The following is a 12,690-nucleotide window of genomic DNA, read 5'->3' as shown; positions in this document are numbered from 1 at the left end:
CATCCAGCCATGGGACATCCAGCCATGGGATAAGCGTCGCCATCGGCTTTTCTTCGCGGTTGCGGCGGTGTTTAGTCCGGCCATGGCCTTCACCATCCGGCAGTTGCAGTTCTTCATCGCCGTCGCCGAGCAAGGCACGGTATCGCGCGCGGCGCAAAACCTCTCCATCTCGCAATCGTCGGTCACCGAGGCGATCAAGGAACTTGAAAGCGATCTTGGCGTCGAACTGTTCGAGCGCCATCCGCGCGGCCTCAACATCACCCACAAGGGTCACCAGTTCCTGCGTCACGCGAGAAAGATTCTCGCTGACGTGTCCGACGCCCGCCGCTCTTTTTCCGGCGAGCAGGCCGTGGCGGGCGGGCGGCTGCAACTCGGCGTCACCTCGCTGGTCGCCGGCTATGTGCTGTCGGATCTGCTCTCACGCTACCGCCGCGCCTATCCCGGCGTCGAGGTCTCGGCCATCGAGGACAATGGCGACTACCTCGAACATCTCCTGATCGGCGGCAAGCTGGACATTGCCGTCATGGTCACCTCCAATTTGCGCGACCGCACCGCACTGCAATCGGAAATCCTCGAAGTCTCGGCTTACCGGCTGTGGCTGCCGCTCGGCCATCCTCTGGCTGGCGCCGACATTATCGGCATCGGCGATATCGCCTCCGAACCGCTGATCATGCTGACCGTTGACGAGATCGAGGAAAACACCGGCAAGCTGCTGACGGCGATCGGCGCCAGGCCGCATGTCGCCTTCCGCACCCGTTCCGTGGAGGCCGTTCGCAGCCTCGTCGCCACCGGGGCCGGCGTGGCGCTGCTGCCTGACCTCGTCTATCGACCCTGGTCGCTGGAGGGCGACCGCATCGAATCGCGCGACATTTCCGGTTCCTTGCCGGTGGTGCAGGTTGGCATGGTCTGGCGGCGGGGATCTGGCTTGGCCGCCGCGGCGCGCGATTTTGTGGGTCTTGCCCAGTCGCAGCGGACGGTGCGCCGCTAGTGTGGTCTGCTCCCGGCGACGCCGCCAGTCTTGCGCTTGCGCTTTGTGGCGGGAACCGGCTCCGCTTTGAAAGGCCCGAGCGGAGCAACCTCGAAGCGGCCGGCGCCGGCAAGCCTGACGGCGCGGCGAAACGTCGGACACTCCATCGGCCGAGCGGCGGGGCATCGGGCGGCGTGACGCAAAGCCTCCCGGATCGCGGTCAGGCGCTGGATGGTGTGGTCCAGTTCGTTGGCCTTCGCATCCAGGCGCGCCCGATCCATTTTCGGCAGGCCGTCGGGCGTCAGCATCGCGGAAATCTCGTCCAGTGCGAATCCGCCGGCGCGTCCAAGCCCAATCAAGGCGAGCCGTTCCAGGACAGCCGGATCGAACAAGCGGCGCAGGCCGCGACGGCCGGTCGAAGCAATTAGGCCCTTCTCCTCGTAGTAACGAAGTGTCGATGCGGGTACGCCGTTGCGGCGCGACACTTCGGCAATGTCCATATCTTTCATGCTTGACCTCAAGTCGGCTTGAACTCGTAAAGTGATGGCGACGGTTGGTGAGAGCAACAGAAAAGTGAGGTCCGTTATGTCGCGATCCGCACAGCCAAACACACGGCAAGCCGCGCTCTGGAACGACGCCAGCGGAAAGGCCTGGGTCGAAATGCAGCCGATCCTTGACGAGATTCTGGCGCCGTTCGAGCGGCTGGTAGTCGATGCCGGCTATCCCGGGGAAGCGGGCAACGTCCTGGACATCGGCTGCGGCGCCGGGGCGACAACTCTGGCGATGGCGCGTCGCGTCGGCAACAACGGACGTTGTGTTGGGCTGGACATTTCGCAGCCGCTTATCGCTCTGGCGACAGAACGCACGCAGGCGGAAGAGGTGGCAAACGCAAGTTTTGAAGTGGGCGATGCCCAGACGTATGCGTTCGAATCAGGCCGCTTCGACGCTGTTGTCTCGCGCTTTGGTATCATGTTCTTCGATGATCCCGTGGCCGCGTTCTCCAACATAAGACAGGCAGCGAGGCGCGGTGGCAAACTCGCCTTTGTTGCCTGGCGCAGTCCGGCGGAGAACGATTTCATGACGACCGCCGCGCGAGCGGCTGCGCCTTTCCTGCCGACCGCACCCGCGCCAGACCCCGATGCGCCGGGGCAGTTTGCCTTTGCCGACGGCGCCAAGGTGAAGCGGATACTTGAAGCGAGCGGCTGGTCGTCAATCGACGTCAGACAGGCGAACTTACCATGTAAGATCGCCGAAGGGGATCTGATGATGTATGCCACCCGGCTAGGGCCGCTCGCCGCCGCGCTGCGCGAGGTCGACCAGGCGACGGCCGAAAAAATTATCACGGTGTTGCCTGCTGCCTTCGCCCCTTTCGTAAAGGATGGTCAGGCTCGTTTCAACGCCGCCTGCTGGCTGGTGACGGCGCTGGCCTGAGGGAGTATATCGGAAAAACCGATATCGGCCTTCTGATAAATGAATTTGCGAAACCGGGATTTTCAAAGCACCTTCCGTTGGAAGGACCAAAGCTGCCATCAGAGTGGCGTCAAGTCCAACGGACGAGCTGACAAGTTTTTCAGTCCGCGCGTGATCTGGCGACAACCGGAGCGGTTTCAGGATCACGTGCCAAAATGGGAGATCGATATGCATTCATTCCTGAAGTCGTGCACTGCCTTGACGGTCGCGCTGACCTTCTCCGGTCAGGCCATCGCCCAGGTGAAGGAACTCGGCAAGGGCGAAGGTCAGGTCAACATCGTCGCCTGGCCGGGCTACATCGAGCGCGGCGAGACCGACAAGGGCTATGACTGGGTGAGCGCCTTCGAGAAGGAGAGCGGTTGCAAGGTCAACGTCAAGACCGCCAACACCTCGGATGAAATGGTCTCGCTGATGAACGAGGGCGGCTTCGACCTCGTCACAGCTTCGGGCGATGCCTCGCTGCGGCTCGTCGCCGGCAAGCGCGTGCAGCCGATCAACACCGATCTCATCCCGAGTTGGAAGACGGTGGACGACCGGCTGAAGGACGCGCCCTGGTTCACCGTCGACAAGGTGCATTACGGCGTCCCCTATCAGTGGGGTCCCAACATCCTGATGTACAACACCGAGGTCTTCAAGGAAGCACCGAAGAGCTGGAACGTCGTCTTCGAGGAGATGAAGCTGCCGGATGGCAAGTCCAACAAAGGCCGCGTCCAGGCCTATGACGGACCGATCCATATAGCGGACGCCGCCAATTATTTGATGTTCCACAAGCCGGAACTCGGCATCAAGGATCCCTACGAATTGAACGAGGACCAGTACAAGGCGGCGCTCGAATTGCTGCGCGTCCAGCGCACGCTGGTTGGCCGCTACTGGCACGACGCCGCCATCCAGGTCGACGATTTCCAGAACGAAGGCGTCGTTGCATCAGGCTCGTGGCCGTACCAGGTCAACACGCTGGTCGCCGCCAAGAAGCCGGTCGCCTCGACCGTGCCCGAAGAAGGCGTCACCGGCTGGGCCGACACCACCATGATGGAAGCCGACGCCGCGCACCCGAACTGCGCCTATATGTGGCTCGAGCATTCGCTGGCGCCGAAGGTGCAGGGCGATGTCTCCGCCTGGTTCGGCTCGCTGCCGGTCGTGCCGGCCGCCTGCAAGGGCAACGAGCTGCTCGGCGAGGAAGGCTGCAAGACCAACGGCTACGACAATTTCGACAAGATCAAGTTCTGGAAGACGCCGGTTTCCAAATGCGCCACCCAGAACGACCAGTGCGTGCCCTATTACCGCTGGGTCTCGGACTATATCGGCGTCATCGGCGGACGGTAATCGCGCTTTGCTGAGAGCTTGGCGCTGCCCCTCATTGTCCTGCCGGACATTTCTCCCCGTATAGAGACGGGGAGAAAGACGCTGTTATCAATGGTTTCGCCAACTACCAACGTTGCAGAATAAGCGCCAATATCGCGACCAGCTTCCTTCTCCCCGTCACTATACGGGGAGAAGGTGCCGGCAGGCGGATGAGGGGCAGCGCAGACGCTTCAATTGAAGAGCCTGGGACATTGCAGGACACCCCATGATATCAGCCGTTTCCTTTCAAAAAGCCTCGCGCCATTTCGGCAGCGTTCGCGCTGTCGACGCTGTCGATCTCGACATCGCGCCAGGCGAATTCTTCGCCATGCTCGGGCCGTCCGGTTCGGGCAAGACCACGTGCCTGCGTCTTATCGCCGGCTTCGAGCAGCCGACGGCGGGTTCGATCTCGATCTTCGGCGAGCGGGCCGAGGGCGTGCCGCCCTACCGCCGCAACGTCAACACCGTGTTCCAGGACTACGCGCTGTTCCCGCATCTCAACGTGCTCGACAACGTCGCCTACGGGCTGATGGTCAAGCGTGTCGGCAAGGCCGAGCGGCACAAGGCGGCGGAAGAAGCGCTGTCGCTGGTGCGGCTGCCCGGCTATGGCGCGCGCCGGCCCGGCCAGCTTTCCGGGGGTCAGCGCCAGCGTGTCGCGCTCGCCCGTGCCCTGGTCAACCAGCCCAAGGTGCTGCTGCTCGACGAGCCGCTCGGCGCGCTCGACCTCAAGCTGCGCGAAAACATGCAGGAAGAGCTGAGATCGCTGCAGAAGGCGCTCGGCATCACCTTCGTCTTCGTCACTCACGACCAGGGCGAGGCGCTGTCGATGGCCGATCGCGTCGCCGTCTTCAACGATGGCAGGATCATGCAGATCGGCACGCCCGAGGATATTTATCAGCGGCCGAGCACGCGTTTCGTCGCCGATTTCGTCGGCTCCTCCAACGTGCTGCCGCCGGATTTCGTCCAGCGTTATTCCGGCCAGCACCGCTGGGGCAGCCTGCGCCCTGAATCCATTCGTGTCGGCCGCGCGGCGAGCGGCGAAGGCGTCGCCGCGCGCCTCGTCTCGACCAACTATCTCGGCGCCACGACAAGGCTGGCGCTCGATGCCGACGGGTTGAAACTGCACGCCGTGGTGCCTGCGGGAACGCCCCTGCCGGCGGAAGGTGAGGCGGTCATGCTCACCTTCAACCGCGAGCATCTGCACCTGATGGACGAGCCGGTATGAGCCTCGACGCTACCATGCCGCGTGCCACGGCGCCCGCCATCCTGCCCGGCAGCGGCGGCATGCGCGGGGCGCTGTCCGATCTCTTCTGGCGCCGACCCCAACTGTTGCTGCTGTTGATGCTCCTGCCGCCGGTGCTGTGGCTCGGCATCGTCTATATCGGCTCGTTGTTCGCGCTGCTGGCCCAGAGTTTTTTCTCGATCGACGAATTCTCGGGCCTCATCAATCGCCAATTCACGCTGAAGACCTATGGCGACCTGCTCCAGGCGGCCAATCTCGACATCATCCTGCGCACGGTGACGATGGCCGCATTGGTCACGCTTGCCTCCGCCATAATCGCTTTCCCGATCGCCTACTATGCGGCGCGCTATGCGCGCGGCCGCTGGAAGGCGCTGTTCTATCTCGGCGTCATGCTGCCGCTGTGGTCGAGCTACCTGGTCAAGATCTATGCCTGGAAGCTGATCCTTGCCAAGGAAGGTATTTTAACCTGGCTGCTCGCCAAGCTGCATTTGTTGTGGCTGCTCGACGCCTGGCTGTCACTGCCGGTCGTCGGCGGCAATTCGCTGTCGGTGTCGTTCACCGGCACTTTCATCGTGTTCGTCTATGTCTGGCTGCCGTTCATGATCCTCCCCGTTCAGGCAGCCCTCGAGCGGGTGCCTGGCAATCTGGTCGAGGCCTCGTCCGATCTCGGTGCTTCGCCGGGGCAGACATTCCGCAACGTCTTGTTCCCGCTGGCGCTGCCCGGCATCGTCGCCGGTTCGATCTTCACCTTCTCGCTGACATTGGGCGACTACATCATCCCGCAGATCATCGGCACCTCGCGCCTCTTCATCGGCCAGGCCGTCTATTCGCAGCAAGGCACCGCCGGCAACATACCGCTCGCCGCCGCCTTCACCGTGGTGCCCATCGTCATTATGGGTTTCTACCTCTGGGGCGCCAAGCGCATGGGGGCTTTCGATGCGCTCTGACCGTGGTCAATCCGCTCCCCTCGGCCTGAAGATCGCCGCCGCCAGCGGCCTGCTCTTCCTGCATCTGCCGATCCTGCTGATCTTCGTCTATGCCTTCACCATCGAGGAGAAGAGCTTCGTCTGGCCGCCGCCCGGGCTGACCACGCAATGGTTCGCCGTCACCTGGAACCGGCCCGATGTCTGGGAAGCGCTGTCGCTGTCGGTGCGCGTCGCCGCCATCTCGACCGCGATCGCGCTGCTGCTCGGCACGCTCTGCGCCGCCGCGGTGTCGCGGACGAAATTCTTCGGCCGCGAGACCATCTCGCTGCTGGTCATCCTGCCCATCGCGCTGCCCGGGATCATCACCGGCATCGCGCTGCGCTCGGCCTTTTCGCTGGCCGAAATCCCGTTCTCGTTCTGGACGATCGTGCTCGGCCACGCCACTTTCTGCGTGGTCGTCGTCTACAACAACGCGGTCGCTCGTTTCCGCCGCACCTCCGGTTCGATGATCGAGGCCTCGATGGATCTCGGCGCCGATGGCTTCCAGACCTTTCGCCATGTCGTGCTGCCCAACATCGCCACCGCACTGCTCGCAGGCGGCATGCTGGCCTTCGCCCTCTCGTTCGATGAGGTCATCGTCACCACCTTCACCGCCGGCCAGCAGCAGACCGTGCCGATCTGGATGCTGGAGGAACTGATCCGCCCGCGCCAGCGCCCGGTCACCAATGTCGTGGCCATGGTGGTTGTGCTGGTGACGCTGCTGCCGATCCTGGTTGCCTATTACTTGACCCGCGACGGCGACCAGATCGCCGGTTCGGGCAAATGAAAGTAGTGAGTAGTGAGTAGTGAGTAGATTTGGTCCGCTCTTTAACTGCTCACTGCTCACTGCTCACTGCTCACTGCTCACTACTCACTAATTACCCCATTCGCTTCTGCCCAAGGAGACACCATGGACACCCAGATGCTGATCGGCTCGAAATTCGAGAAGGGCACCGAGACCGAGGAGCCGATCCTCAATCCGAAGACCGGGGCGACCATCCTCAATCTGCCCGAGGCCAGCCAGGCACAGATCGAGGCGGCGGTGAGCGCCGCCGAAAAGGCGTTCGCCTTGTGGTCGCGCACCACGCCGGCACAGCGCTCCGGCTACCTCCTGAAGATCGCCGACCGCATCGAGACCGAGGCGCAGGAGTTCGCGACGCTGGAGGCGTTGAATTGCGGCAAGCCGATCAATGCGGTGCTCAATGACGAAATCCCGGCCATCGTCGACTGCTACCGCTTCTTCGCCGGGGCGGTGCGCTCTATGCCAGGTGTGGTAGCGGGCGAATATCTGCCCGGCCACACTTCGATGGTCCGGCGCGACCCGATCGGCATCGTCGCCTCGATCGCGCCATGGAACTATCCGCTGATGATGATGGCCTGGAAGCTGGCGCCGGCAATCGCCGGCGGCAACACGGTGGTTTTCAAGCCGTCGGAGCAGACGCCGTTGACGGCGCTGAAGCTGGCGACGATCCTGGCCGATGTCCTGCCCGAGGGCGTCGTTAATGTCGTGCTTGGCCGGGGCGACAGCGTCGGCAACACGCTGATCAATCACCCCAGGGTCAACATGATCTCGATCACCGGCGACGTCGCCACCGGCAAGAAGGTGCTGCAGGCCGCCGCCAAATCGGTCAAGCGCACGCATCTGGAACTCGGCGGCAAAGCGCCGGTCATCGTCTTTGACGACGCCGACCTTGGCGCCGTCGTCAAAGGCCTGCGCGCCTTCGGTTACTACAATGCCGGCCAGGACTGCACCGCCGCCTGCCGCATCTATGCCGGCAAGAAGATCTACGACAAGCTTGTCGCCGATCTCTCCACCGCCGTCTCGACGATCAAATACAATCTATCAGACGACACCGAGAACGAGATCGGGCCGCTGATCTCGCGACGCCAGCGCGACCGCGTCTCGAGCTTCGTGGAACGTGCTTCGGAGCTGAAGCACATCGAGATCACCACCGGCGGCAAGCCGGGCGAGGGCACCGGCTTCTACTACCAGCCGACTGTCGTCGCCGGCGCGCTGCAGGAGGATGAGATCGTGCGCCGCGAAGTGTTCGGCCCCGTCGTTTCGATAACCCGCTTCACGGAAGTGGACGAGGCGGTGGCCTGGGCCAACGACAGCGATTACGGCCTGGCGTCATCCGTGTGGACCAAGGATGTTTCGCGCGCCATGGCGACCGCCGCGCGGCTGCAATATGGCTGCACCTGGATCAACACCCATTTCATGCTGACCAACGAGATGCCGCATGGCGGCCTGAAACAATCCGGCTACGGCAAGGACATGTCGCTCTATGCGCTGGAGGATTATACCGCCGTGCGCCATGTGATGGTTGCGCATGGGTGAGGAGCGGTCGCCGCTGGCGATCAATCGACAACGATTTGTCGATCGAAGCGACGAACGCCCGGAGCCATAGCGAAGGGCCGGGCGCCGGATCAGGGGCAGCGCAAGCTTCTACGATGCCGGCGCTGCCCCTCATTTGCCTGCGGCATCTCCTCCCGTGAACGGGAGAAGAACTCCAGCCGCTACTCCACGATGCGATAGATGTTCCACAGGCTGGTGCCCGACACGACATAGGGCTCCATCTCCTTGCCCCATTTGGCGTGCGCGTCGATCTTGCCGATCTTGGCGAACATCGCCTCCAACTGGGCCAGGCTTTCGACCTGGTGATGCGACTCGACCGTCGCTTCACGGGCGCCGATCGATCCGGTCATGATCTGGAATTTGAGCTCGGTGAGGCCGACCTGCGAGCCGATCTCGCGTTCCCATTTCCGCATCAGCTCGAGCACCGTCTGCTTGTGCCCGAACTTGGCATCGATCTGCCATCTGGCGCTGAACATGTTGGTTCTCCTCCATCACTTGCGGCTCAGGCCGCGGGTTGATCTACTCGTCCCAGGCCTGCACGACGGTTTGGCGCGCGATCAGGCCGTTCTTCAGCTCCAGCATTGCCGCGCAGAACACCTTGGTGCCGTCCGGGTAGGCGCATGCCTGGGTGAATGCCAGGCTGTCGCCGTGGGCGATGGTGGTGTCGACCTTGTGGGTCATCGCCCGGCTGCAGATGTCGTCCCAGAACGTCGTGATCGCCGCGCGCCCGCGGATTTCGCGCGGCTTGCTCGGCGGATTGTTGCGGTCGATCACCCGCACCAGCGCATCATCGGCATAGAAGCTCGACAGCATCTTGCCGTCACGGCCTTCGATCGCTTTCTTGATCGCCGCGCCATCCACGGCTTGGGTCTTGGTCAGCATTTTATCCTCCCTATGCCCGTCTTCAAGATCGGGCGTTTGACGTTTGAGGTGTCGCCCGGCGCTCGCCGACGGGCGGTGTCTTTCACTGTGACTTGGCCTTAACTGCCGCAAACACGCCGTCGGTCTGCTTCTTGAAGGTGGCCAGATCGACCTGGCTGCCGTTGAGGATCGTCGACCAGTGGCGCACGATCGCGGCCATCGCGATCGTCTCCTTGATCTCTTCGTCCGATGCGCCGTTGAGCTTGGCGGCCTCGGTGTGGAAATAGATGCAATACTGGCACGGGATCTGCGACGCGACCGCCAGCCCCATCAGCTCCTTGGTCTTGCCGTCGAGCGCGGTCTTGGGATTGAGCTGGACGCCCTTGATCTCGGCCCAGGCGCCGGCGATGGCGACGTCAGGCAGTGTCTTGAACATATCCGGCACCGAGCCGAGCGTCGCCTCGATGTCCTTGTAGGCTGCCGCCGCCGACGCATCCTCGGCTTTCGCCGGGGTGATCGTGAACAGCGCGCCAATGCCCGCCGCGATCACGAGTGACCTGACATTCAGTTTTGACTTGGGCATTTCATCCTCCGTTCGCAGCGCCTTTCCGGCGATATCCGCCTTGGCCTGCATGGGGGATTGATAGCGCCTATGGCAGTGTGCCTGCTTCGCCCGAAAGCGCCATGGCTCTCATGGCCCGTCCGGGCCAGTCTGCCTGGCGGAAAATGCCGCCGCGGCCGCTCGCGACGGCAGGTCGAGCTTCAGCAGTATGTTGGCGACGTGGCGCTTGACCGTATGCTCGCTCAGCCTGAGTTCGGCGGCGATCGCCGCATTGCTCTTGCCGTCGGCGATCAAATTCACGACTTCGCTCTCGCGCGCGGTCAGGCAAGCCGGTTCGGCCGCTTTGGTCTTGGGCCGGCAGGCCGGCTCCAGGTGCTGTTCGGACATCGCAAGCACAAACGCCAGCGGCTCGTCCAGCTCGTCGATGCCCACACGCCCGCGATCGACGAAATGAAGACCCGAGCCGACGGCCAGATCGGCGACCAGCCTCGACGCCAATATCTCGCCGCGCCCGGCGTGAGCGGCGAGTTGTATCGTCACGCGGCCCGTCAATCCTGCAGGAGGGCCGCGCGACTCGATCTCGCCGACATGCGCCCCTTGCGCGCTTGCCACCCCGATTTGCTGCGCCGCGTCCCGCAACGCCGCCGCGCAACGCAAGGCACGCCCAGGGCCGTCGAAGCGCGAAATCATCATCTCGGAGTGCATGTCCGCGCAGCGCCCGCCATGGCGCGTCACAAGGGTCCGCCATGTCTCATGGAAATGCTGGCTGCGTTCGCTCCACATCCGGTCTCCGAGGCGGGCCGTGTCGTAGATCCGAGTCACGAGAAGCGCAGCCAGAACGCGTTCGGCTTCCACCACGGCGCGCTCGCCGGTCAGGAACTCCTCGATCAGGTCGGCGACCCGGTCGACATCACCGGTCCAGATCGGGTGGTCGCGTCCAGGGATTTCGACCAGCCGCGCGTTGGGGATTTTCCTGGCCAGAAAGCGGCTGGCGTCGGGGTCGACCCGCACATCGTTGCGGCGATGGATCAGCAGCGTCGGCGCGCCGATTGCCGCCAGGATGCCGCGCACATCGATCCCCGCGTTCATCCGCGCCAGCGTCGCCGCCGCGGTAGGGCTTGCCGACAGCCGCTCGAAGCGCGCCCACCAGGTTGAAAAGCGGGTATCGTCGACCCTGCCCGGTGCGAAATTGGGCAAGGTGGCGCCTGTGCCCCAGGCCGTCTCGGCCGTCGCGATGAAGGCTTCCAGACGCTCCGGCGGCATCACCCATTTGTGGAAATGCGCGTAGCCGCCATAGAGCGCCAGTGCCCGCGTCCGCTCTGGATAGGTGGCGGCGAACAGCATCGCCAGCGGCGCGCCTTCCGAAGCGCCAAGGATCGACGCGCGGCCGCTGCCGACCGCATCCATCACCGCGCGCACATCATCCATGCGGGTCTCGAGGCTGGGCAGGTGATGGACATCGACGCGGTCGGAAAGACCCGTGCCGCGCTTGTCGAACAGGATCAGCCGTGAGAAGGCCGAAAGCCGCCTCAGGAGCCTGGTATAGCCCTCATCTTCCCAGTGCAGGTCGAGGTTGGAGATGAAGCCGGGGACGAAGACGAGGTCGAACGACCCCTGGCCGACCACCTGATAGGCGATCCGCACCTCGCCGCTAAGGGCGTATCGGGTCTCGATCGGCCTCACGAGGGTGTCCGCCCGGCCTGACGATTTCTGATCGCCAACCATAGCAGAGCCGCGCCGGTTGCGGCAGCTTGTATTTTAGCGGAAATGAATGTAGCCGGCGGCCGACGCGGTTACTTTTGCGACGCGGCGACGTCGCCAGGCGAGGCCGCGAGGCCGAGCTTGAGATCGGCCTCCGCCGGCGTGATCGGCCGTTTGATCCTGGCCGAAGCGACCACGACCAGTTCGTCGAAGCCTTCACCGCCGCTGTCCAGCATCTCGAAGAACTGGCGCCGCATTCTCGGCTCCCAGAACTTGTTGATATGCTCGGCGACGCCGGCAACGCCTTCCTCGCGTGGCCTGGAGTGGAAAAAGGCGGCGATCTGGTTGGCCATGCGCACCAGCTTTTCCCCCGTGCTCATGATGTGCTCTTCGTCATGCGACATGCTGGGCAACTCCCGAAATCACCCGGTCGGGGTGGGTAAAAACATCGAAATCGTCGCCACGCACCAGCGCCACCAGCGTCATGCCGGCCTCTTCCGCGGTGCGGATGGCAAGGGCCGTCGGCGCCGAGACGGCGATGATGAAGGCTGAACCGATCGCCGCCGTCTTCTGCACCATCTCGACCGAAACACGGCTGGTCACCACGACGGCGCCCGATGCGCCATCGATATTGGCCTTGGCCAGCGCGCCGGCCAGCTTGTCCAGCGCATTGTGGCGGCCGACATCCTCGCGCGCCATGACGACGCCCTTGCCATGGACGTAGAAGCCGGCTGCATGCACGGCGCCTGTCTCGGTATGCAGCGGCTGCACCTTCGACAGCAGCTTGACCGAGCGGGTGATATCGTCGGCCTCAAGCGTAAGTTTCGACGCACCCACCGGATCGACCGAGCGCATCGCTTCCTCGATCGATTCGATGCCGCACAGCCCGCAGCCCACCGGTCCGGCAAGCCGCCGCCGCCGCGCCTCGAAGCGCGTATTGGCCTGGTCCTTCAGCCGGATCTGGATGTCGATGCCGGCGCCATGATCCTCGACCTCGATGGCTTCGATCTCATCAGGCGCAGCGATGATGCCTTCGGTGAGCGAGAAGCCGAGCGCGAAGTCCTCGAAATCGGCGGGGCTCGCCATCATCACCGCATGCGTGGTGCCGGCGAAGGACAACGCCACCGGCGTCTCTTCCGGCACCATGCGGTTGGCCGCAGCCGTGCCGCTGGCGCGGTGCGCCAGTCGCGATATCTGCGTCGTCGCTCTGCGGCGCGCGGCCAA

Annotated in this window: 14 protein-coding genes; 7 read left to right on the top strand and 7 right to left on the bottom strand. The window is 63.8% G+C overall.

The annotated features are described in order from the left end of the window. Window positions 1–82: 82 nt before the first annotated feature. A complete protein-coding gene (locus FJW04_RS11490; protein WP_140714188.1) occupies window positions 83–988 on the top strand; it encodes a LysR substrate-binding domain-containing protein in 906 nt (301 codons plus the stop codon). On the opposite strand, the gene FJW04_RS11485 is transcribed toward FJW04_RS11490, so the two are convergent. Then, on the bottom strand, window positions 985–1,476 hold the full coding sequence (locus FJW04_RS11485) for a helix-turn-helix domain-containing protein (RefSeq protein WP_140714186.1): 492 nt from the start codon (window positions 1,474–1,476) through the stop codon (window positions 985–987). The genes FJW04_RS11490 and FJW04_RS11485 overlap by 4 nt on opposite strands. Before the next feature lie 76 nt (window positions 1,477–1,552). Between FJW04_RS11485 and FJW04_RS11480 the strand changes: the two genes are divergently transcribed. From FJW04_RS11480 to FJW04_RS11450, 6 genes are all read left to right on the top strand, one after another. Then, window positions 1,553–2,398, top strand: coding sequence for a class I SAM-dependent methyltransferase (locus tag FJW04_RS11480; RefSeq protein ID WP_140714184.1), 846 nt, complete (start codon window positions 1,553–1,555; stop codon window positions 2,396–2,398). A 207-nt stretch (window positions 2,399–2,605) separates the two neighbouring features. After that, window positions 2,606–3,760, top strand: coding sequence for an ABC transporter substrate-binding protein (locus FJW04_RS11475; protein WP_015314131.1), 1,155 nt, complete (start codon window positions 2,606–2,608; stop codon window positions 3,758–3,760). A 244-nt stretch (window positions 3,761–4,004) separates the two neighbouring features. Continuing rightward, window positions 4,005–5,003, top strand: a complete 999-nt coding sequence (locus FJW04_RS11465; protein WP_140714181.1) for an ABC transporter ATP-binding protein — start codon at window positions 4,005–4,007, stop codon at window positions 5,001–5,003. A 14-nt stretch (window positions 5,004–5,017) separates the two neighbouring features. Beyond that, window positions 5,018–5,968 (top strand): ABC transporter permease, encoded by a 951-nt coding sequence (locus FJW04_RS11460; RefSeq protein WP_181172927.1) that lies wholly within the window; start codon window positions 5,018–5,020, stop codon window positions 5,966–5,968. Next, on the top strand, window positions 5,958–6,773 hold the full coding sequence (locus FJW04_RS11455) for an ABC transporter permease (RefSeq protein ID WP_140714177.1): 816 nt from the start codon (window positions 5,958–5,960) through the stop codon (window positions 6,771–6,773). The genes FJW04_RS11460 and FJW04_RS11455 overlap by 11 nt, the downstream gene beginning before the upstream one ends. Before the next feature lie 123 nt (window positions 6,774–6,896). Beyond that, window positions 6,897–8,324 carry a gamma-aminobutyraldehyde dehydrogenase gene (locus FJW04_RS11450; RefSeq protein WP_140714175.1) on the top strand — a complete coding sequence of 476 codons (1,428 nt, stop codon included), beginning with the start codon at window positions 6,897–6,899 and terminating at the stop codon, window positions 8,322–8,324. Window positions 8,325–8,503: 179 nt separating this feature from the next. Here the strand turns inward: FJW04_RS11450 and FJW04_RS11445 are convergent, their stop codons facing one another. From FJW04_RS11445 to fdhD, 6 genes are all read right to left on the bottom strand, one after another. After that, window positions 8,504–8,818, bottom strand: coding sequence for a hypothetical protein (locus FJW04_RS11445; protein WP_015314126.1), 315 nt, complete (start codon window positions 8,816–8,818; stop codon window positions 8,504–8,506). Between the two features lie 43 nt (window positions 8,819–8,861). Next, window positions 8,862–9,224: a nuclear transport factor 2 family protein gene (locus tag FJW04_RS11440; RefSeq protein WP_015314125.1), complete on the bottom strand. Its 363-nt coding sequence runs from the start codon at window positions 9,222–9,224 to the stop codon at window positions 8,862–8,864. 82 nt (window positions 9,225–9,306) lie between these two features. Then, the gene (locus tag FJW04_RS11435) at window positions 9,307–9,786 is read right to left on the bottom strand and encodes a carboxymuconolactone decarboxylase family protein (protein WP_015314124.1); all 480 of its coding nucleotides are present in this window, start codon (window positions 9,784–9,786) and stop codon (window positions 9,307–9,309) included. 108 nt (window positions 9,787–9,894) lie between these two features. Further along, entirely contained in the window at window positions 9,895–11,448 is a 1,554-nt protein-coding gene (locus FJW04_RS11430) for an alpha/beta fold hydrolase (protein ID WP_140714173.1), read from the bottom strand. Window positions 11,449–11,558: 110 nt separating this feature from the next. Then, complete coding sequence (locus FJW04_RS11425; protein ID WP_015314122.1) at window positions 11,559–11,870, bottom strand: formate dehydrogenase subunit delta; 312 nt, start codon at window positions 11,868–11,870, stop codon at window positions 11,559–11,561. Beyond that, a complete protein-coding gene (gene fdhD, locus FJW04_RS11420) occupies window positions 11,860–12,690 on the bottom strand; it encodes a formate dehydrogenase accessory sulfurtransferase FdhD (protein ID WP_140714171.1) in 831 nt (276 codons plus the stop codon). The genes FJW04_RS11425 and fdhD overlap by 11 nt, the downstream gene beginning before the upstream one ends.

Source organism: Mesorhizobium sp. B2-7-3 (assembly GCF_006440715.1).
GTDB lineage: Bacteria > Pseudomonadota > Alphaproteobacteria > Rhizobiales > Rhizobiaceae > Mesorhizobium > Mesorhizobium australicum.
This window is presented reverse-complemented; position numbering and strand designations above follow the sequence as displayed.

What these genes read in the sequence shown, in the direction of transcription:
- FJW04_RS11440 (WP_015314125.1), bottom strand. Translation starts at nt 9,224, where the DNA reads ATGCTGACCAAGACCCAAGCCGTGGATGGCGCGGCGATCAAGAAAGCG.
- FJW04_RS11485 (WP_140714186.1), bottom strand. Translation starts at nt 1,476, where the DNA reads ATGAAAGATATGGACATTGCCGAAGTGTCGCGCCGCAACGGCGTACCC.
- FJW04_RS11450 (WP_140714175.1), top strand. Translation starts at nt 6,897, where the DNA reads ATGGACACCCAGATGCTGATCGGCTCGAAATTCGAGAAGGGCACCGAG.
- FJW04_RS11460 (WP_181172927.1), top strand. Translation starts at nt 5,018, where the DNA reads ATGCCGCGTGCCACGGCGCCCGCCATCCTGCCCGGCAGCGGCGGCATG.
- FJW04_RS11445 (WP_015314126.1), bottom strand. Translation starts at nt 8,818, where the DNA reads ATGTTCAGCGCCAGATGGCAGATCGATGCCAAGTTCGGGCACAAGCAG.
- FJW04_RS11475 (WP_015314131.1), top strand. Translation starts at nt 2,606, where the DNA reads ATGCATTCATTCCTGAAGTCGTGCACTGCCTTGACGGTCGCGCTGACC.
- FJW04_RS11435 (WP_015314124.1), bottom strand. Translation starts at nt 9,786, where the DNA reads ATGCCCAAGTCAAAACTGAATGTCAGGTCACTCGTGATCGCGGCGGGC.
- FJW04_RS11425 (WP_015314122.1), bottom strand. Translation starts at nt 11,870, where the DNA reads ATGTCGCATGACGAAGAGCACATCATGAGCACGGGGGAAAAGCTGGTG.
- FJW04_RS11465 (WP_140714181.1), top strand. Translation starts at nt 4,005, where the DNA reads ATGATATCAGCCGTTTCCTTTCAAAAAGCCTCGCGCCATTTCGGCAGC.
- FJW04_RS11490 (WP_140714188.1), top strand. Translation starts at nt 83, where the DNA reads ATGGCCTTCACCATCCGGCAGTTGCAGTTCTTCATCGCCGTCGCCGAG.
- FJW04_RS11455 (WP_140714177.1), top strand. Translation starts at nt 5,958, where the DNA reads ATGCGCTCTGACCGTGGTCAATCCGCTCCCCTCGGCCTGAAGATCGCC.
- FJW04_RS11480 (WP_140714184.1), top strand. Translation starts at nt 1,553, where the DNA reads ATGTCGCGATCCGCACAGCCAAACACACGGCAAGCCGCGCTCTGGAAC.